Genomic DNA, 17,795 nt, shown 5'->3' on the forward strand with positions numbered 1-17,795 from the left:
TAAGAAACGCAGGGAAATGGTCGTGTTTAATGACTTTTATTAGGTGTTTGGTCAGGTCGTCATCAGATGCTGCGCACGTGAGCGTGGCTGTTGCTGTTGCGAAACGACGCGGGCGCCGGCCGGCAGCGGCTGATTCAGCCAGTTCAGGCGGATTTCTTCGATTTCAACCCAGCCATCGCCCATGGGCTGGAGACTGCACTGTTTGAAGGCCTGGCAGTGGCCATTGCGGTCGAGCAGGGCGAAGCAGCGATGCAGTGGGCGTGGCGCGAACAGAGAGATCAGATGGCGCATGGTGAAGTACCGTGTGGGTGACTGCCGATAAGATTGCCTTCAGGTCATTACGTGCAAGTGTATGAGTAGTGACACCTGTGTGACAGGAACCGCATCCCCCAGGGGGTGTCAGAGATTTCATCAAACACTGTGAGGTGCTGGTTCCCCGCAGTGGCGCACCGCTATACTGCCGGCCTGTTTGTGCCTGATTCTGGAGAGAAGAGCATGTTGCAACGCCTGTTGTTCGGTTTGATCACTGTGACCAGTTTGACCCTGGTTGGCTGCGCCCACAGCCCGCAACAACTGAGCCCGGAACCGAAGCTGACCGCCCAGTTGGCCCCGGTCGGCCATGGCCAGCCTGTCGTGGTACGTGTAGTGGACGGTCGTCCGTCGCCGACACTGGGCACCCGTGGTGGCCTGTACCCGGAGACCAGTGCGATCACCGTGCAGGGCGCGCAGATCCTGCCGAAGCTGCAGGCCCAGGCTGAAGCTGCCGTGCGTCTGTTGGGCTTTACCCCGACGAACAATGCCATGAATGCACCGCAACTGACCGTGACCCTGACGGAGTTGAAGTACCAGTCGCCCAAGGAAGGCATGTACGTGACCGAAGCCACCATCGGCGCGACGTTCCGCTCCGATGTACAGAATGCCAATCGTCGCTACAGCGGCCGTTATGGTTCGTCCCTGGATCAGCGCTTCGGTATGGCGCCGAACCAGGAGACCAACACCAAGCTGGTCAGCGATGTGCTCAGTGATGCATTGACCCGCCTGTTCAAGGACCCGACCGTGGGTCAGATTCTCGGCGAGTAATGCGAGCCATGTAGGAGCGAGCCTGCTCGCGATGGTCGTTAACGATTACGCGGGGAATCTGATACCCCGCGGCGTCTTCAAGTCCATCGCGAGCAGGCTCGCTCCCACAGGAGATCGGGGGTGTCAGGCCGCTTGTGAGTAAAAATCCAGCACGCTCACGCCCGTCAGCAAATCCGTTTCCGGCAAGTCCGCATGTTGATGCCCACCCAGGGCGCAATACACCAGCCAATGGCGGTCCTGAACGTTGAAGGCGAGGCTGCCGACGAGGGCTTGCTGTTCGTCGCTGGGGCTGATGAGGTAAAGACGATCCTGGTTTTCGGCGTGGAGCATGACGTGGTCCCTGTCGGTTTCGAGGTGCGCATGGTCGCCGATACAGATGACGACGCCGTGACGCAGGACAGTCATTGATCAATTGCTTTGTTATTTGTCGGAAACAGAGGGCAGGCGCGCAGGCTTTCGGTAGAATCCGCGCCGCGGTCGCCGGTCCGGCACCTGCCACCTGTTTGACTTGAGGTTTGTGATGTCGCTGCACTTGATGACGCTGTTTACCGCCCATCCCGCCAAATTGATCAATCTGCTGGCCTTGCTCTTTGCCTTCCCGGGCGGTTGGCTGCTGCACGCTACCCGTCGTCGTGAAATGCGCGCGATGGCCAGCCTTCAGTCACAGCGCCAGAGCAGCCCCAACGTAGAGCCCACGCTGGACTGGGCGACCTTGCGCATGAACCGGTTTTTCTACATCTTCGGTTTTGCCTGCATGGGGATGGCGCTGCTGGTGTCGTGGATCAGTACGCAAGTCTGAGGCTGAAGTAAACCTGTGGCGAGGGGGCTTGCCCCCGTTCGGCGGCGAAGCCGTCGTCAATTCAATAGAAACGCAGTGTCAGGAAGAAAACCATTTCTGGTTTTAGGGCTGCTTCGCAGCCCAACGGGGGCAAGCCCCCTCGCCACAAGTCGGCGCCGTTTTTATATCCAGTGAAAGCCGCTTACAGCGGCAACCCTGCCTTCACCCGGTACTGATTGCGCACCGGCGTCGCATATTGCAGCACCAGGAACGGACGATGCTCTTCAGGGCAGGCGTCCAGGCGACGTTGCCATTCTTCCCGGGCCTTGGCCAGCTCCTCGGCCGGGAACACCTCGGCGGCTTTTGGCACCTGCAACTGCGGATCGGCGTCTTTCCACTGTGCGTACGCCAGGTAGTGCACCGGGAACAAGCGATAGCCGCTGAGGATTTGCCTGTCCATCTCGACCGCCAACTGCTTGGTGTCTTCGAACCGTTCGGTGATCGGTGCGGCAAAGTTCACATGCACCCGACCCTTGTAGCCGGTGATGCCCTTGGCGATGCTCACGTCATCCTCGCCGGGTACCTTGGTGTAGCTGCCGCTGGTGGCGCGGATGTAAAGCTCGCGGGCTTTGGCCTGATCGCAGGGGTCGTATTCGTAGCTGATCGACACCGGGGTCAGGTTCAGCGACTGGATGACCTCGCCGAAGGGCTCGTCCTTGCGGCTCATGTGGAACATCTTGAGGATCGCCGATTCGGTACGGTCGTCACCGTCCTTGGCGCGGCCCTCGGCCTGGGCAATCCAGATCGAGGCGCAATCGTTGCGGATCGAATGGTTGATGTACGCCGACAACAGTTGATAAGCCGCCATTTTCTCCCGGCGTCCGCTGATCGAACGGTGCACGATGAAGCTCTTGTTCAGGCGCATCAGGTCGCTGACGAAAGGCTTTTGCAGCAGGTTGTCGCCAATGGCGATGCGCGGGGTCGGCAGGCCGGCGTGGTACACGGCATAGTTGACGAAGGCCGGATCCATCACGATATCGCGGTGGTTGGCGATAAACAGGTAGGCATTGCCGGACTTGAATTGCTCCACCCCGGTATAAGTGACACCGTCGGTGGCGCGCTCGATGGTGTGGTCGACGTAAACCTCGACTTTGTCCTGTAACGTGGCCACGGAGGTAATGCCGGCAAACTCACGGCGCAACCGATGGGCTATAAGAGGTTTGAGTGCCCAGCCTAAAGCGCCGGCGAAACGCGGGAAGCGGAAGTGGGTGAGGATATCTAGAAACGCCTTGTCGCCGAGCAGCCGTGCCAGCACTGCCGGGACTTCGCTGTCGTCGTAAGGTCGGATGGCATCGAATTCGCCCATCATGCTCTCTTGTTGGAAACGGCTAGGGTAAGTAAAGGTTTTGATCGAAAAACCGGCGGGGTACGGTCTGAAAAAGAAGCCAGACAAAAATAGCCCTGCAAATAGACCGGCGATTATACGCACAAGTCACCTGGGAGACCGCGATGCTGGAAACTGCGCAATATGAATGTCCGTACTGTGGTGAAGAAGTCGAGACCACGGTGGATCTGTCCGGCGGGGATCAGACGTATATTGAAGACTGTCAGGTGTGCTGCCGGCCGATAACCTTCGTGTTGCAGGTACATGAAGAGGAGTGGCATCTCGAAGTGTTCAGTGAAAACGACTGAGGGGCATGTATGCAGCGCATCTACGATCCGGAGAACCTGATGGAAGGCGAGTTGCTGCAAGGCATGCTCGCCAGCGAGGGCATCGAGGCGCATCTGGTGGGCCGTGATTTGCTCGGTGGCAGCGGCGAGTTGCCGATCTATGGCCTGCTCGGGCTGTCGGTCGAGAACGATCAGGCTGAATACGCCCGGGAGCTGATCACCGCGTACAATGCCGCGCTGCCGCTGTCCGGCGATGAACCGGACAGCTTTCCCGGCACGCTGGTCTGTTAGGCTGGCGTTCGTTTGATCAAGAGCCGTGTTGCCCCATGTGTGGACGTTATGCCCTGTTTCGCTGGAATCCCGCCTTCGCGGCGCTGCCCGGTTTTCCCGCCGACCAGCAGGCGCAGTGGAACATTTCCCCGAATGATTCGGTGTTGATGCTGCGGGCCGGGCCTGACGGCCAGCGTACGCTGGCCCGCGCCCGCTGGGGCCTGACGCCACCCTGGCTGACCGATCTGTCCCGCACCCCGGCCCACGCCCGCGCCGAAACCGTCGCCGAACAGCCAATGTTTCGCCAGGCCTTGCGCGAGCGCCGCTGCCTGTTGCCGGCCAACGGTTTCTACGAATGGCGCGGCACGACGCGCAAGCGCCCGTACTGGCTGACACCGGGGGAGGGCTCGTCATTGTTCTTTGCGGCGATCTGGGAGGCGTATCCGGTGCAAGAGCAGGTTTGGCTGAGTACCGCCGTGATTACCCAGCCGGCGGCAAGCCAGCGGAGGCCGTTGATTCTGGATGAGGCGGGGCAGGCTGCGTGGCTGGACCCCGAGACGCCATTGCATGTTTTGCAAGGATTGCTGGCCAGTGAGCCCGCTGCGTTGCGCGAGCGGGTATTGGCCAACATGGTGAATGATCCGAAGCTCAATGGTCCGGAGTGTCTGACGCCGGGTTGATGTGTTGGCTGCGCTGACGCCTTCGCTGGCAAGTCGGATCGCCGCACCGCAGCTCCTACAGGGTGCTGCGGCGCAAGCAAATCCATTGTAGGAGCTGGCTTGCCAGCGAAATTGAATCAATGCGCGACGTGATCGGCTGCGGGTTTTCGCCGTATGTGAATTTTTTCTACGGCGATGAGAGCTTTGTCCGAATTGTGCGTCTTACGTCCGTTGTATCTAGCATCGTTACATTTCCACGCCTAGGATACGCGGCATGTTTTCAGGGAATTTTTTGATGAACAAGATTTTGGTTGTCAGTGCACTGGGCGCAGCGCTGCTGCTCACCGGTTGTCAGTCGGTCAATACCACCAGCGGCGGTGCCGTGGGCGTTGAGCGCAAGCAGTACATGTTCAGCATGTTGTCCTCGCAAGAGGTCGACCAGATGTACGCCCAGTCCTATCAGAAGACAGTGGGCGAAGCGTCCGGCAAAGGTGTGCTGGACAAGACCAGCAATGAAGCCCGGCGGGTTCAGCTGATTGCCGACCGGCTGATTGCCCAGGCGCCGACGTTTCGTCCGGACGCGGCTCAGTGGAAGTGGGAAGTCAACCTGATCAAGAGCGATGAGCTCAACGCCAACTGCGGCCCTGGCGGCAAAATCATCTTTTACACCGGCCTGATCGACAAGCTGAAACTGACCGACGATGAAATCGCCGCGATCATGGGCCATGAAATCGCCCACGCCCTGCGTGAGCACGGTCGTGAAGCGATGTCCAAGGCTTACGGCATCGAAATGGCCAAGCAGGGCGCCGGTGCCTTGTTGGGATTGGGGCAGGACACCATGGCCCTGGCCGATACTGTGGCCAACTACGGCATGACCTTGCCCAACAGTCGCGCCAATGAAAACGAAGCGGACCTGATCGGTCTGGAACTGGCGGCCCGCGCCGGCTACAACCCGAATGCCGCGATCACCCTGTGGAACAAAATGAGCAAGGTTTCGGAAGGTGCGCCACCGGAGTTCATGAGCACTCACCCGGCGTCGTCGAGCCGTATTGCGGCGTTGCAGGCGGCGATTCCGAAGGTCATGCCGCTTTATGAGCAGGCCAGGAAGTCCTGATGTTTATGCGGTGAGGCCGCTACCGCCATCGCGAGCAAGCTCGCTCCCACAGGGTTATTTGTAGAGTACAAAATTTGTGTACGACATAAATCACTGTGGGAGCGAGCTTGCTCCGGGCGGCGTTCCGACGATGAACGATAACGCGGTCTATCGACGCTATCGCGTCAAACCCACCCGCTGCTCTGCATCGCCTTGTACACCGCGACAATCGCCAGGACGAAGAACGCCGACGCCGCCAGTCGACGGATCAGGGTCAATGGCAACTTGTCCGCGGCAAAGTTACCCGCCAGGACCACCGGTACGTTGGCAATCAACATGCCGAGGGTGGTGCCGATGATCACCAGCCACAGCTCCGGATATTGCGCAGCCAGCATCACGGTCGCGATCTGCGTCTTGTCGCCGATTTCCGCCAGGAAGAACGCGATCAGCGTGGTCAGGAATGGCCCGAACTTGCGGGCGGTGCTGGCTTCGTCGTCATCCATCTTGTCCGGCACCAGGGTCCACAAGGCCGTCGCGGCGAAGCTCGCGGCGAGGATCCAGTGCAGCATCGTATCCGAGAAGAAACTGCCGACCCAGGCGCCTATCGCACCGGCTGCAGCGTGGTTGGCCAGGGTCGCAGCGACGATACCGGCGATGATCGGCCAGGGCTTGCGGAAGCGGGCAGCGAGAATGAGCGCGAGCAGTTGCGTCTTGTCGCCGATTTCGGCCAAGGCAACGATTGCGGTAGGTACGAGTAGTGAATCCAGCATCAGGGGTTTTCCTAAGGGGCGGGTCGACACGGCTATGACACGTACAGCCTTCCCGCCCCGGGTAAGGTGTTCGTGTCATAGGTCTTGTCAAACCCTGCGATCCATCTGATGTGGATGTTTGGGTCGCATGCGCCATGGTCTTTTGACCAAGTATGTTGACGCATGCCGGACGAGCGTGGCGCTCGTGGGAGACTACTCCCCTAGGACGGAGCGGATTCTGCCTTTGCAAAACCCATTCGGCAAGCCTTCTTTTTCAAAAGAAGTACTATCCGCGTTTGGCCCGGTAGATTCGGAAACCCTGTCCTTCGGCCTTGATCGCACACACGCCAAGATGCTCTTCGATCAGCGGTTGATACTTCAGGAAGCTGTTCGCTACCAGGCGAAGTTCGCCACCGTTTTTCAGATGTTTGGCCGCTTTTCGCAGCAAGTTCTCCGTTGCGAAATAGTCGGTGTGCACCCCGACATGGAACGGCGGATTGCTCAGGATCGCACTCAACCCCATGGGCGCGGCGTCGATTCCGTCACCGGTAATCACCTCGGCTTCCAGACCATTGGCCGCCAGGGTCAGACGACTGCTGGCAGCGGCAAAGGCATCCACATCCAGCAAAGTGACCTGGTTGTGCGGGTAACGACGTTTCACCGCCGCGCCCAAGACCCCTGCACCGCAGCCGAAGTCCAGCAGGTGACCGCTCGGCAGTTTGTCCAGGTGTTCCAGCAGCAGCGCGCTGCCGCGATCCAGGCGACCATGGCTGAACACCCCCGGCAGGCTGATGACCTTCAGCGGGCCTTCGGCCAGCGGCAGTTCGTACGTCTGCGCCAGGCTCTCCAGCGGTTTGGCTTCAGGCGCGTTGGCTACGGTGACCAGCCAAAGCTGGCAGTGGCGTGCGCTGTCGAGTTTGCGTGGCTTGCCGAACGGGTTGAGTTGTTTGGCGGCACCTTCGATGCCGCTTTTTTTCTCGCCGACCAGGTACAGCTCGCGACCAGCCAGCCGCGAGGCGAGGGCGTTGAGAATGTAATCGGTCAGGTCCTTGGCCTTGGGCAGAAACACCACGGCGGTCTCGAACGCACGCTCGGGCGCATTCACGCCAAAATGGCTGCGCTCGGCGAAACGGGCGTCCAGCGCGGCCTGATCGCCGGCGTGCCAGCACCAGCCGTGAGCGTCGGGCAGACGGCCCAGCAAGTCGTCGGCGGGCAAACCGGCCAACAACACCGAACCCTGGAATAACTCGGCCTGACGAAGCAGTACTTCACTGCGCGGATCCATAACTGCTCCCGTGAAAAAAAGTGCCGCAGTTTATCAACTGACGACCCGCAGCGCCTTACCGCTGAAGTATCCCTGTGCATTTTCGGTCACTTGACCGACGATTCGCTGGCGCGCTTCGCGGCTGCCCCAGGCGTTGTGCGGGGTGACGATCAGGCGCGGAATATCGTGGGCCAGCAGCGGATTGCCGTTGACGGGAGGCTCGACGCTCAGCACGTCCGTGGCAGCACCGCCCAGATGGCCGTTGCGCAAGGCGTCGGCCAGCGCCTGTTCGTCGATCAGACCACCGCGTGCGGTGTTGACCACAAATGCACCGGGCTTCATCGAGGCCAGTTCAGGGGCACCGATGAAGTGGCGGGTATATTCGTTGAGTGGGCAGTGCAAGGTCAGGGCATCGACCTGTGGCAACAGTTCATTCAGCGGCAAGCGGTCCGGCCGGGCGGGGCGCCCGGGAATTTGCCCCAGCAGAACGCGCATGCCGAAGGCTTCGGCCAGCCGTGCGACTGCGCCGCCCAATTCGCCGTGGCCCAGCAGTCCAAGGGTTTTGCCTTCGAGTTCGACAATCGGGTAATCCAGCAAACAGAACTGTTTGGCCTGCTGCCAGCGGCCTTCGCCGACGGCTTTTTGATAATCGGCCAGGCGTGTGGCCAGGTTGAGCAGCAACATGATCGTGTGCTGCGCCACCGATGGCGTACCGTAGCCCTGGCAGTTGCACACGGTAATCCCGTGGGCGCGGGCGGCGGCGAGGTCGACGTTGTTGGTGCCGGTGGCGGTGATCAGGATCAGCTTGAGATCAGGGCTGGCGGCCATGGCGGCGGCATCGATGACAATTTTGTTGCTGATGGCGACGGTGGCGCCCTTGAGGTGATCGATGACTTGATCGGGCAAGGTCTGGACGAACAGCTGCAAATCGCTGAAACAACTGCGCAGCGGATTGAGGTCAAGGTCGCCGAGGTCCAGGGACGGGTGGTCGAGGAAAACGGCGCGGCGAGTGTTCGTCATCAACTGTACCTTTTGTGCATTGAACTGAAGGCGTAATCTGCCGAGCCTACCAGATGGAATAAATAGTTACGCTTGGCCTGAAGGAGCCCTCATGTACTGGACAGAGTTCTTGACCGTTGCCCTGATTCACCTGCTGGCCGTGGCCAGCCCCGGCCCGGACTTTGCCGTGGTGGTGCGTGAGAGTGTGACCCACGGTCGCCGCGTGGGCACCTGGACCGCTCTGGGTGTGGGGACGGCGATTTTCCTGCACGTGGGTTATTCGTTGTTGGGTATCGGCCTGATCGTGTCCCAGTCGATCGTGCTGTTCAATGCCTTGAAGTGGGCCGCCGCCGCTTACCTGCTGTACATCGGTTACAAGGCACTGCGCGCGCAACCGGCCAAGCCTGTGGCGGACGATCTGCACAAGGAAGCCGGCGAGCGCACGGCCCGTGGTGCCTTCACCTCGGGTTTCGTCACCAACGGACTCAATCCGAAGGCCACGCTGTTCTTCCTCTCGCTGTTCACCGTGGTGATCAACCCGCAAACACCACTGGCCGTACAAGCCGGTTACGGGGTTTACCTGGCGGTGGCGACGGCAACCTGGTTCTGCCTGGTGGCGATGTTGTTCAGCCAGCAGCGCGTACGCGCCGGGTTTGCGCGCATGGGTCACTGGTTCGACCGGACCATGGGCGCGGTACTGATTGCGATTGGCGTGAAGCTGGCTTTTACCGAGATGCATTGATCAATCACACATCCCGCAGGAGTTGCCGAAGGCTGCGATCTTTTGATGTTGCTTTTTCAGGATCAAAAGATCGCAGCCTGCGGCAGCTCCTACAGTTCCTGTCATGAAAGTCCATGAGTGATGGCGCAGCGCCAGTATTTGCGCGGCTCTGCAAATCATTCCTTTGGCTGATTTGGCTGACGATCAAGGGCACTACAGTGCGTACTTTCAGTCACGACCGTGCAGTCAGAAAAAGGGATTCTTATGTTGCAGACTCGCGTTATCCCCCCGGCCGAAGGCGCTTACCAGTACCCGCTGTTGATCAAGCGGCTGCTGATGTCTGGTCCCCGTTATGAGAAAACCCGCGAGATCATCTACCGCGACAGGCTGCGCTACAGCTACCCGACCCTGATCGAACGGGTGGCCCGCCTGGCCAACGTGCTGACAGCGGCCGGGGTCAAACCCGGGGATGCCGTGGGGGTGATGGACTGGGACAGCCATCGTTACCTGGAATGCATGTTCGCTATCCCCATGATCGGTGCGGTGATCCATACCATCAACGTGCGCCTGTCGCCGGAACAGATCCTCTACACCATGAACCACGCCGAGGACCGCTTCGTGCTGGTCAACAGCGAGTTCGTCGGTCTCTACAAGGCCATCGAAGGGCATCTGACGACGGTCGACAAAACCCTGTTGCTGACTGACCTGCCGGAAAAAACCGCGGACCTGCCGAACCTCGTCGGCGAATACGAACAACTGCTGGCCGCGGCGAGCCCGCAATACGACTTCGAGGACTTCGACGAAAACTCGGTCGCGACCACGTTCTACACCACCGGCACCACCGGCAACCCCAAGGGCGTGTACTTCACCCATCGGCAACTGGTGCTGCACACCATAGGGGTGTCGACCATCATGGGCGCGATCGATAGTGTGCGCCTGCTGGGCACCAACGACGTGTACATGCCGATCACCCCGATGTTCCACGTCCACGCCTGGGGCTTGCCGTATGTGGCGACCATGCTCGGGCTCAAGCAGGTGTATCCCGGCCGCTATGACCCGGAGTACCTGGTGGAATTGTGGCGCAAGGAGAAGGTCACGTTCTCCCATTGCGTGCCGACCATCCTGCAGATGGTCCTCAATGCCAAGGCCGCGCAGAATGTCGACTTCGGCGGCTGGAAAATCGTCATCGGCGGCAGCGCCCTGAACCGCACCCTGTATGAGGCGGCCAAGGCCAAGGGCATTCAGTTGACCGCCGCCTACGGCATGTCGGAAACCGGGCCGCTGGTGTCGTGCGCGCACCTCAACGACGAATTGATGGCCGGTACCGAAGACGAACGCACCACTTACCGGATCAAGGCCGGTGTGCCGGGGCCACTGGTGGAGGCCGCGATCGTCGACACCGAGGGCAACTTCCTGCCTGCCGACGGCGAGACTCAGGGTGAACTGGTGCTGCGTGCACCGTGGCTCACCGAGGGCTATTTCAATGAACCCCAGAAGGGCGCGGAGCTCTGGGCCGGCGGCTGGCTGCACACCGGCGACGTGGCGACCCTGGACAGCATGGGCGTGATCGACATTCGTGACCGGATCAAGGACGTGATCAAGACCGGTGGCGAGTGGATTTCCTCCCTGGACCTCGAAGACCTGATCAGCCGTCATGAAGCGGTACGTGAAGTAGCAGTGGTGGGAATCCCCGATCCGCAGTGGGGGGAGCGGCCGTTTGCCCTGCTCGTGGTTCGTGAGGGGTACGTAATCGGAGCCCGGGAACTCAAGGAACACCTCAAGCCGTTTGTGGAGCAGGGGCACCTGAGCAAGTGGGCGATTCCGAGCCAGATCGCGCTTGTTACTGAAATTCCCAAGACCAGCGTCGGCAAACTCGACAAGAAGCGTATTCGTGTCGACATCACCGAATGGCAGGCCACCAACAGTACCTTCCTCTCGACGCTTTAAGCGCCTCCCGGCGTGCCCGAAAGAGCACGCCGGCCCCACCAAGCAAGCGCTTGGCTTGTCAAATCGATTTTTTCAGCCATCCTTGCCGTGCCGACGGGTGTCGGACTGGCGGAAGGACTGTTCCAGAGTGGCTGGCAGCTGCAAATCACACTTTAGAGGGATCAAGCACAACTACCTGCTGGCTATAGTCCGTTCCAGGATTTTTAAGAACGGAGCAACCGCACGAACCGGGGCGATGCATCTTTGGAATGACTTTGGGACGCCATGGCTCCCGGTTATCCACAGCGTTTTTAGAAGTGCTCATTGCCATAAAAATAAAATGCACATGGAGTAGCGTCGATGACATCAGTAAACCAGTTCTGGCGCCGGGCGAAACTGCCCCTGGCTGTCAGTCTTGCCTCTACGCTCGCCGGGCCAGCATTCGGCGTCAGTTTCAACGTCGGTGAAATCGAAGGTCAGTTCGACTCATCCCTGTCGATTGGTGCCAGCTGGTCTACTCAGCAGCCGAACAAGAACCTCATCGGTGTCAACAACGGCGGCAAGGGTTTGTCCCAGACCTCTGATGACGGTCACCTGAACTTCAAGAGTGGGGAAACCTTCTCGAAGATCTTCAAGGGCATCCATGACCTTGAACTGAAATACGGCGATACCGGTGTTTTCGTCCGAGGCAAATACTGGTACGACTTTGAATTGAAGGACGAAAGCCGTCCGTTCAAGGACATCAGTGACGACGGTCGTAAGGAAGGCGCCAAGTCTGCCGGCGGCCAGATCCTCGACGCCTTCGTCTACCACAACTACTCCATTGCCGATCAGCCAGGCTCCGTGCGTCTGGGCAAGCAGGTCGTAAGCTGGGGTGAAAGTACCTTCATCGGTGGTGGCATCAACTCGATCAACCCGATCGACGTGTCCGCGTTCCGTCGTCCGGGTGCCGAGATCAAGGAAGGCCTGATCCCGGTCAACATGTTCTATGTGTCCCAGAGCCTGACCGAAAACCTCTCGGCGGAAGCGTTCTATCAAATTGAATGGGACCAGACGGTCGTCGACAACTGCGGCACGTTCTTCTCCCAGCCGGACATCGTTGCCGACGGCTGCAACGACAACCTGCGTGTGCTGAACAAGCGCTCACAAATTCCGGCCATTGCCCTGGGGCCTTTGGCCGCCAATGGCGTTGACGTCAACGAAGAAGGTGTTCTGGTGCGCCGTGGCGGCGATCGCGATGCCCGTGACAGCGGTCAGTGGGGCGCGTCCTTCAAGTACATGTTCGATCCGTTGGATACCGAGTTCGGCGCCTACTTCATGAATTACCACAGTCGTGCGCCGATCTTCAGCGCTACCGGTGCGTCGCAGTCGGTCTACAACACCGCAGGGTCGCTGAGCGGTGGACCATTTGCCCGGCTTGCGCCGTTGCTGGTGGCCGGTAATTCGCAATACTTCATCGAATACCCCGAGGACATTCGTCTGTATGGCTTGAGCTTCTCCACCACCCTGCCTACCGGTACGGCGTGGAGCGGTGAGATCAGCTACCGTCCGAACGCGCCAGTGCAGCTCAACTCCACCGACATCCTGTTCTCCGGCATACGTCCTTTGGGCAATAACAACCCGAACAATCCGTTGACCAATGCATCGCTGCTTACCGGTGTACCGGGTCAGGACCTGCACGGGTATCGTCGCAAGGAAGTCACCCAGTTCCAGACCACCCTGACGCACTTCTTCGACCAGGTCATGGGCGCCAGCCGTCTGACCCTGGTGGGTGAAGTGGGCGTGACCCACGTTGGCGGCCTGGAAAGCACCTCCGACGTTCGTTATGGCCGCGATCCGGTGTATGGCCCGGGTGAGTTGCCAGCCACTGGCGCGCTCGATACCTGCGTGGCGCTCAACTCCAGCACCATCAACGGTGCCGGCCCGGGTACGCCGACCAACAACCTCAGCCGCAACTGCACCAACGAAGGCTTCACCACCCCGACTTCGTGGGGCTACCGCGGTCGTGCCATCTGGGAATACAACGACGTGTTTGCCGGTGTGAACCTCAAGCCGAACGTTGCCTGGTCCCATGACGTGAGCGGTTACTCCCCTGGCCCTGGCGGCAACTTCGAGGAAGGCCGCAAAGCGGTGAGCCTGGGTGTCGACGCCGAATACCAGAACACCTACACCGCGAGCCTGGCCTACACCAACTTCTTCGACGGCAAGTACACCACCGTGGATGACCGCGACTTCGTTGCGCTCAGCGTCGGCGTGAACTTCTAAGCACTGAATTTTCAGGACGAACATACATATGAAAATAACAAAGAGTCTGTTCCATGCCGGTGTTCTCGGGCTTTCACTGCTGGCGACCAGTGTCCTGGCGGCGGTTCCCCAGGCCGAGGCCGACAAACTGGGCAAGAGCCTGACCCCGATGGGTGCCGAAATGGCGGGCAACGCCGACGGTTCGATCCCGGCCTGGAAGCCGATGGCGAAGAACGCCGGTACGGTCGACAGCAAAGGTTTCCTGTCCAATCCGTTCGCCAGCGAAAAACCGCTGTTCACCATCACGGCGCAGAACGTCGACCAATACAAGGATAAGCTCGCCCCGGGCCAGTACGCGATGTTCAAGCGCTACCCGGAAACCTTCAAGATGCCGGTCTATCCATCCCATCGCGGTGCCACCGTGCCGGATGACGTGTTCGCGGCCATTAAGCGCAACGCCACCAACACCAAGCTGGTGTCCGGCGGCAACGGCCTGGAGAACTTTGAAACCGCCATTCCATTCCCCATTCCCCAAAGCGGCGTTGAAGTCATCTGGAACCACATCACCCGCTATCGCGGGGGCAGCGTGACCCGTCTGGTGACCCAGGCCACACCGCAACCGAATGGCTCGTATAGCATGGTGTACTTCCAGGACCAGTTCGTGTTCCGCGACAAGATGAAGGATTACGACCCGAAAAACCCGGGCAACATCCTGTTCTACTTCAAGCAGAAAGTGACCGCGCCGGCACGTCTGGCCGGTGGTGTACTGCTGGTGCACGAAACCCTCGACCAGGTGAAGGAACCGCGTTCGGCGTGGGTCTACAATGCTGGTCAGCGTCGTGTGCGTCGTGCCCCGCAAGTGTCATATGACGGTCCGGGTACGGCTGCCGATGGCCTGCGTACTTCCGATAACCTGGACATGTTCAACGGTGCACCGGATCGTTATGACTGGAAGCTCGAAGGCAAGAAAGAGATGTACATCGCCTCCGACAGCTACAAGCTCGACTCGCCAACGCTCAAGTACGACGACATCATCAAGGCCGGTCACATCAACCAGGACCTGGCTCGTTACGAGTTGCGTCGTGTGTGGCATGTGGTTGCAACCCTGAAGGAAGGTCAGCGTCACATCTACGCCAAGCGGGACTTCTACATCGACGAAGACACCTGGCAAGCAGCGGTCATCGATCACTACGACGGTCGCGGGCAACTGTGGCGCGTCGCCGAGGCCCATGCCGAGAACTACTACGACAAGCAAGTGCCGTGGTATGCCCTCGAAGCCCTGTATGACCTGCAATCGGGTCGTTACCTGGCGCTGGGCATGAAGAACGAAGAGAAGTCGGCTTATGACTTCGGCTTCACTGCCACCACCAGCGACTTCACCCCGGCCGCCTTGCGTCAGGATGGTGTTCGCTAAGGTGAACTGAATAGAGGCCGCATCCTCTGAAAACGCCCCGACTGGTTCGGGGCGTTTTTTTGTTTGTAGACTTTTTGTAGCCATTTGTAGCAACTACCTTCATTCCCTATCCGTTTACGGCTAGTCTGCGGACATCTGCAACGCCGCCACCCGCAATTCAAACAAGAGCCGGCTATGACTGATTTGTCTACATCCCCAGGTTCTGCAAACGTTGCTGTCGCGACATTCGACGGGCGCTTCTTCCGCCCGCCGTTGCCCGATGGCCATGTATTGCGTCCACGTTTGTGCGAGCGCCTGGGTGCCGGGCTCGGTGGCAGGTTGTTGCTGGTCAGCGCACCCGCAGGGTTCGGCAAGAGTTCGTTGGCGGTGGAGTTTTGTCAGGGGTTGCCAGCGCACTGGCAGAGTCTCTGGCTGGGGTTGAGCCCGCGCGACAGTGACCCGGGGCGCTTTCTCGAGCGCCTGCTGGAAGGTCTCCAGGACTATTTCCCGCATCTGGGCAGGCAATCGCTCGGGTTGTTGAAAATGCGCCAGCGTCATCAGCCGTTCGCGTTCGAAGAATGGCTGGACGGCCTGCTTGACGAACTGGCCGTGCACCTGTCTACAGCGACGCCATTACTGCTGGTGCTGGATGATTACCATCTGGCCCAAGGGCCGGTGCTGGACCGCTGCCTGCAGTTTTTCCTCAATCATCTTCCCGATGGCTTGCTGGTAATGGTCACCAGTCGCCAACGCCCCGACTGGCACCTGGCGCGGCTGCGGCTGTCACGGCAATTACTTGAGTTGCATGAACAGGATCTGCGCCTGACCCACGACGAAGCCTTGAGCCTGCTCGACCGGCACAGCAGCTCCTTGCGCGGTGAGGCACTGGAAAACCTGATCCAGCGCAGCGAAGGCTGGGTCGCGGGGTTGCGCTTCTGGCTGCTGGCCGCCTCGGAGGCAGGCACCGATGGCGCGCTGCCGCAATCGTTGCACGGCGGGGAAGGGCTGATCCGCGATTATCTGCTCGAAGAAGTCATCGATTGCCTGCCTGCCGAGGTCCAGTCGTTCCTCTACGACACGGCACCCCAGGAACGCTTTTGCAGCGAACTGTGCGACGCCGTTCGCGACGCCCATGACAGCGGGGAGATCCTGCGCTTCCTGCTTGCCCACCAGGTGTTCCTGGTGCCACTGGACGAGCATGGCCATTGGTATCGTTACCACCACCTGTTTTCCGATCTGTTGCGCACACGGCCTGCTTCCCAGTCGATGGTACCGGCCGCCAGCCTGCACCTGCGTGCCTGCCGCTGGTTCAATGCCCAGGGCCTGCTCGATGAGGCCGTGGAGCAGGCCCTGCGTGCCGGTCACCTGGACGTCGCGGCGAACCTGGTGCAAAACCTCTCCGAAGAGCAACTGCTGGCCGAGCAGAACGTCGGCATGTTGCTGCGCTGGAAAATGGACTTGCCTGACAGCTTGCTGATCAGCACGCCGCGACTGATTGTGCTCTATAGCTGGGCGTTGGGGATGGCTTGCCAACTGGATGCCGCAGAGGAGCTGGCCAGCCATTTGAGTCGCTTCCTGCCCGCTCCGTCGGCCACCGCCCAGAAGTCCATGCTGGCTCAATGGCTGGCGTTGAGCGGCATCATTGCCCGTGGGCGCGGCAATCGCGAACTGACGCTGCGGTACTGCCGCGAAGCGTTGGAAAGTCTTCCATGCAAGCGGTATGGCCAGCGCCTGATGTGCCTCTCGACCCTGTCCAACCTGGCGATTGCCGACGGTGATCTGTGGCGGGCGCGGGGGCTGAACCGCGAATCGCTGGAGCTGGCGCAACGGGTCGGCAACCCGTTGTTCGAAGCACTGGCGCACTACGACCGCGCCCGGGTGCTGCAAGCGCGCGGGGAAATCTGTCGGGCGCTGGAGGAGGTCCGTCAGGGGATGCAACGCCTGCAGAGCTTGTCTGCGCAGCGGCTGTATGCAGTTCGAGCCCGGCTGACCTTGTATGAAGGCTTTCTGCTGGCCCTGCGCATGCAGCCGCAGGCGGCGCGGCTGCGATTGCAGGCCGGTTTGAGCGAGGCGCGCGCCTGTCGTGATATCAGCGTGCTGATTGGCCACTGCGTGATTGCCAGGCTGGAAGGCAGCAGCGGCGAGTTCGCCAAAGCCTTTGCCGAACTGGCCGAAGCCGAGCGGCTGATGCACATCTGGGATGTGCCACCCATTTACTACCTGGCCATGATCACCTTGGTCAAATGTGAACTCTGGCTAGCCCAGGGGCGCACCGATCTGGCCGAAGCCTGGCTGTCGCGCCTGGGGCAGACCTATAACGGCGAAAACGGGGCGGCACCACCGGAATTCCACCCGCAATTACCCCTGCATATCGAATTGCAACAAGCCTTGCTCGACGTCATCCAGGGCCAACCGATGCTGGCCGAAGGGCGTTTGAATGCGCTGCTTGAACATGGCCAGCAAAGCGGTCGGCAGATGCTCAGTACCATGGCATTGACCCAGAAAGTGGCGTTATTGCTGGGTAGCGGGCGGGAGCCGGAAGCACGCAAGGCACTGGCTCAGGCGCTGGACGCCGCTGGCGGAGGCGTGTTGCAACCCTTTGAGGGCCTGCTGGCCGAGCACCCGGACTGGCTGCGTGGGCAGCTTCAAAGCTGTCCGCCAACCCCCGTTTCCCTGAACCTCAGTGAAAAACTGCCGGCATTGGTTGCTCGTCCCGGACTGGAGTCCTGCGCAGCCGCGGAGCAGCTCAGCACCCGGGAAATGGCGGTCCTGCGATTGATCGCCCAAGGCTGTTCGAACCAGGAAATCAGCGATCAGCTGTTTATCTCCCTGCACACGGTCAAGACTCACGCCAGCCACATCAACAGCAAGCTTGGGGTCGAGCGGCGCACGCAGGCGGTGGCGCGGGCCAAGGAGCTGGGGGTTTTGGGTTAAGGATTCTTCACGTT

The 17,795-nt window shown here is 60.3% G+C and carries 17 protein-coding genes and 1 riboswitch; of the genes, 11 read left to right on the forward strand and 6 right to left on the reverse strand.

Features of this window, described 5'->3' with window-relative positions; translation table 11 throughout:
- Positions 1-51 precede the first annotated feature (51 nt).
- Entirely contained in the window at positions 52-291 is a 240-nt protein-coding gene (locus ACM6IK_RS14665) for a hypothetical protein (RefSeq protein ID WP_414874910.1), read from the reverse strand.
- A 204-nt stretch (positions 292-495) separates the two neighbouring features.
- Between ACM6IK_RS14665 and ACM6IK_RS14670 the strand changes: the two genes are divergently transcribed.
- Positions 496-1,080: a YajG family lipoprotein gene (locus ACM6IK_RS14670; RefSeq protein ID WP_414874911.1), complete on the forward strand. Its 585-nt coding sequence runs from the start codon at positions 496-498 to the stop codon at positions 1,078-1,080.
- A gap of 123 nt (positions 1,081-1,203) precedes the next feature.
- Here the strand turns inward: ACM6IK_RS14670 and ACM6IK_RS14675 are convergent, their stop codons facing one another.
- Positions 1,204-1,410 (reverse strand): hypothetical protein, encoded by a 207-nt coding sequence (locus ACM6IK_RS14675; protein ID WP_085613384.1) that lies wholly within the window; start codon positions 1,408-1,410, stop codon positions 1,204-1,206.
- A 190-nt stretch (positions 1,411-1,600) separates the two neighbouring features.
- Here ACM6IK_RS14675 and ACM6IK_RS14680 point away from each other — a divergent pair, with 190 nt between their 5' ends.
- Positions 1,601-1,879 (forward strand): hypothetical protein, encoded by a 279-nt coding sequence (locus tag ACM6IK_RS14680; protein WP_414874912.1) that lies wholly within the window; start codon positions 1,601-1,603, stop codon positions 1,877-1,879.
- Between the two features lie 181 nt (positions 1,880-2,060).
- Here ACM6IK_RS14680 and ACM6IK_RS14685 read toward each other — a convergent pair whose 3' ends face one another.
- Positions 2,061-3,227 carry a 1-acyl-sn-glycerol-3-phosphate acyltransferase gene (locus ACM6IK_RS14685; protein WP_414874913.1) on the reverse strand — a complete coding sequence of 389 codons (1,167 nt, stop codon included), beginning with the start codon at positions 3,225-3,227 and terminating at the stop codon, positions 2,061-2,063.
- A gap of 140 nt (positions 3,228-3,367) precedes the next feature.
- On the opposite strand from ACM6IK_RS14685, the gene ACM6IK_RS14690 reads away from it, so the two are divergent.
- The 4 genes from ACM6IK_RS14690 (at position 3,368) to ACM6IK_RS14705 (ending at position 5,572) form a co-directional block, all read left to right on the forward strand.
- Positions 3,368-3,550, forward strand: a complete 183-nt coding sequence (locus ACM6IK_RS14690; protein ID WP_414874914.1) for a CPXCG motif-containing cysteine-rich protein — start codon at positions 3,368-3,370, stop codon at positions 3,548-3,550.
- 9 nt (positions 3,551-3,559) lie between these two features.
- Positions 3,560-3,820: a putative signal transducing protein gene (locus ACM6IK_RS14695; protein ID WP_007979315.1), complete on the forward strand. Its 261-nt coding sequence runs from the start codon at positions 3,560-3,562 to the stop codon at positions 3,818-3,820.
- A 35-nt stretch (positions 3,821-3,855) separates the two neighbouring features.
- On the forward strand, positions 3,856-4,479 hold the full coding sequence (locus tag ACM6IK_RS14700) for an SOS response-associated peptidase (protein WP_108214888.1): 624 nt from the start codon (positions 3,856-3,858) through the stop codon (positions 4,477-4,479).
- 274 nt (positions 4,480-4,753) lie between these two features.
- Positions 4,754-5,572 (forward strand): M48 family metallopeptidase, encoded by an 819-nt coding sequence (locus ACM6IK_RS14705; RefSeq protein ID WP_414874915.1) that lies wholly within the window; start codon positions 4,754-4,756, stop codon positions 5,570-5,572.
- Positions 5,573-5,736: 164 nt separating this feature from the next.
- Here the strand turns inward: ACM6IK_RS14705 and ACM6IK_RS14710 are convergent, their stop codons facing one another.
- From ACM6IK_RS14710 to ACM6IK_RS14720, 3 genes are all read right to left on the reverse strand, one after another.
- Entirely contained in the window at positions 5,737-6,321 is a 585-nt protein-coding gene (locus tag ACM6IK_RS14710; RefSeq protein ID WP_108214890.1) for a TMEM165/GDT1 family protein, read from the reverse strand.
- 90 nt (positions 6,322-6,411) lie between these two features.
- Positions 6,412-6,534: riboswitch (yybP-ykoY riboswitch) on the reverse strand.
- A 52-nt stretch (positions 6,535-6,586) separates the two neighbouring features.
- Positions 6,587-7,585 (reverse strand): methyltransferase, encoded by a 999-nt coding sequence (locus ACM6IK_RS14715; protein WP_414874916.1) that lies wholly within the window; start codon positions 7,583-7,585, stop codon positions 6,587-6,589.
- A 33-nt stretch (positions 7,586-7,618) separates the two neighbouring features.
- Complete coding sequence (locus tag ACM6IK_RS14720) at positions 7,619-8,584, reverse strand: 2-hydroxyacid dehydrogenase (protein WP_414874917.1); 966 nt, start codon at positions 8,582-8,584, stop codon at positions 7,619-7,621.
- Positions 8,585-8,675: 91 nt separating this feature from the next.
- Here ACM6IK_RS14720 and ACM6IK_RS14725 point away from each other — a divergent pair, with 91 nt between their 5' ends.
- The 5 genes from ACM6IK_RS14725 (at position 8,676) to ACM6IK_RS14745 (ending at position 17,781) form a co-directional block, all read left to right on the forward strand.
- Positions 8,676-9,305, forward strand: a complete 630-nt coding sequence (locus tag ACM6IK_RS14725; RefSeq protein WP_414874918.1) for a LysE family translocator — start codon at positions 8,676-8,678, stop codon at positions 9,303-9,305.
- A gap of 243 nt (positions 9,306-9,548) precedes the next feature.
- Positions 9,549-11,231, forward strand: coding sequence for a fatty acid--CoA ligase (locus ACM6IK_RS14730; protein WP_414874919.1), 1,683 nt, complete (start codon positions 9,549-9,551; stop codon positions 11,229-11,231).
- Positions 11,232-11,570: 339 nt separating this feature from the next.
- Positions 11,571-13,475 carry a DUF1302 domain-containing protein gene (locus tag ACM6IK_RS14735; RefSeq protein ID WP_414874920.1) on the forward strand — a complete coding sequence of 635 codons (1,905 nt, stop codon included), beginning with the start codon at positions 11,571-11,573 and terminating at the stop codon, positions 13,473-13,475.
- Positions 13,476-13,503: 28 nt separating this feature from the next.
- Entirely contained in the window at positions 13,504-14,868 is a 1,365-nt protein-coding gene (locus ACM6IK_RS14740; RefSeq protein ID WP_414874921.1) for a DUF1329 domain-containing protein, read from the forward strand.
- A gap of 174 nt (positions 14,869-15,042) precedes the next feature.
- Positions 15,043-17,781 carry a LuxR C-terminal-related transcriptional regulator gene (locus tag ACM6IK_RS14745; protein ID WP_414874922.1) on the forward strand — a complete coding sequence of 913 codons (2,739 nt, stop codon included), beginning with the start codon at positions 15,043-15,045 and terminating at the stop codon, positions 17,779-17,781.
- Positions 17,782-17,795: the final 14 nt, after the last annotated feature.

Source organism: Pseudomonas sp. IT-196MI5 (assembly GCF_949767415.1).
Lineage (GTDB): Bacteria > Pseudomonadota > Gammaproteobacteria > Pseudomonadales > Pseudomonadaceae > Aquipseudomonas.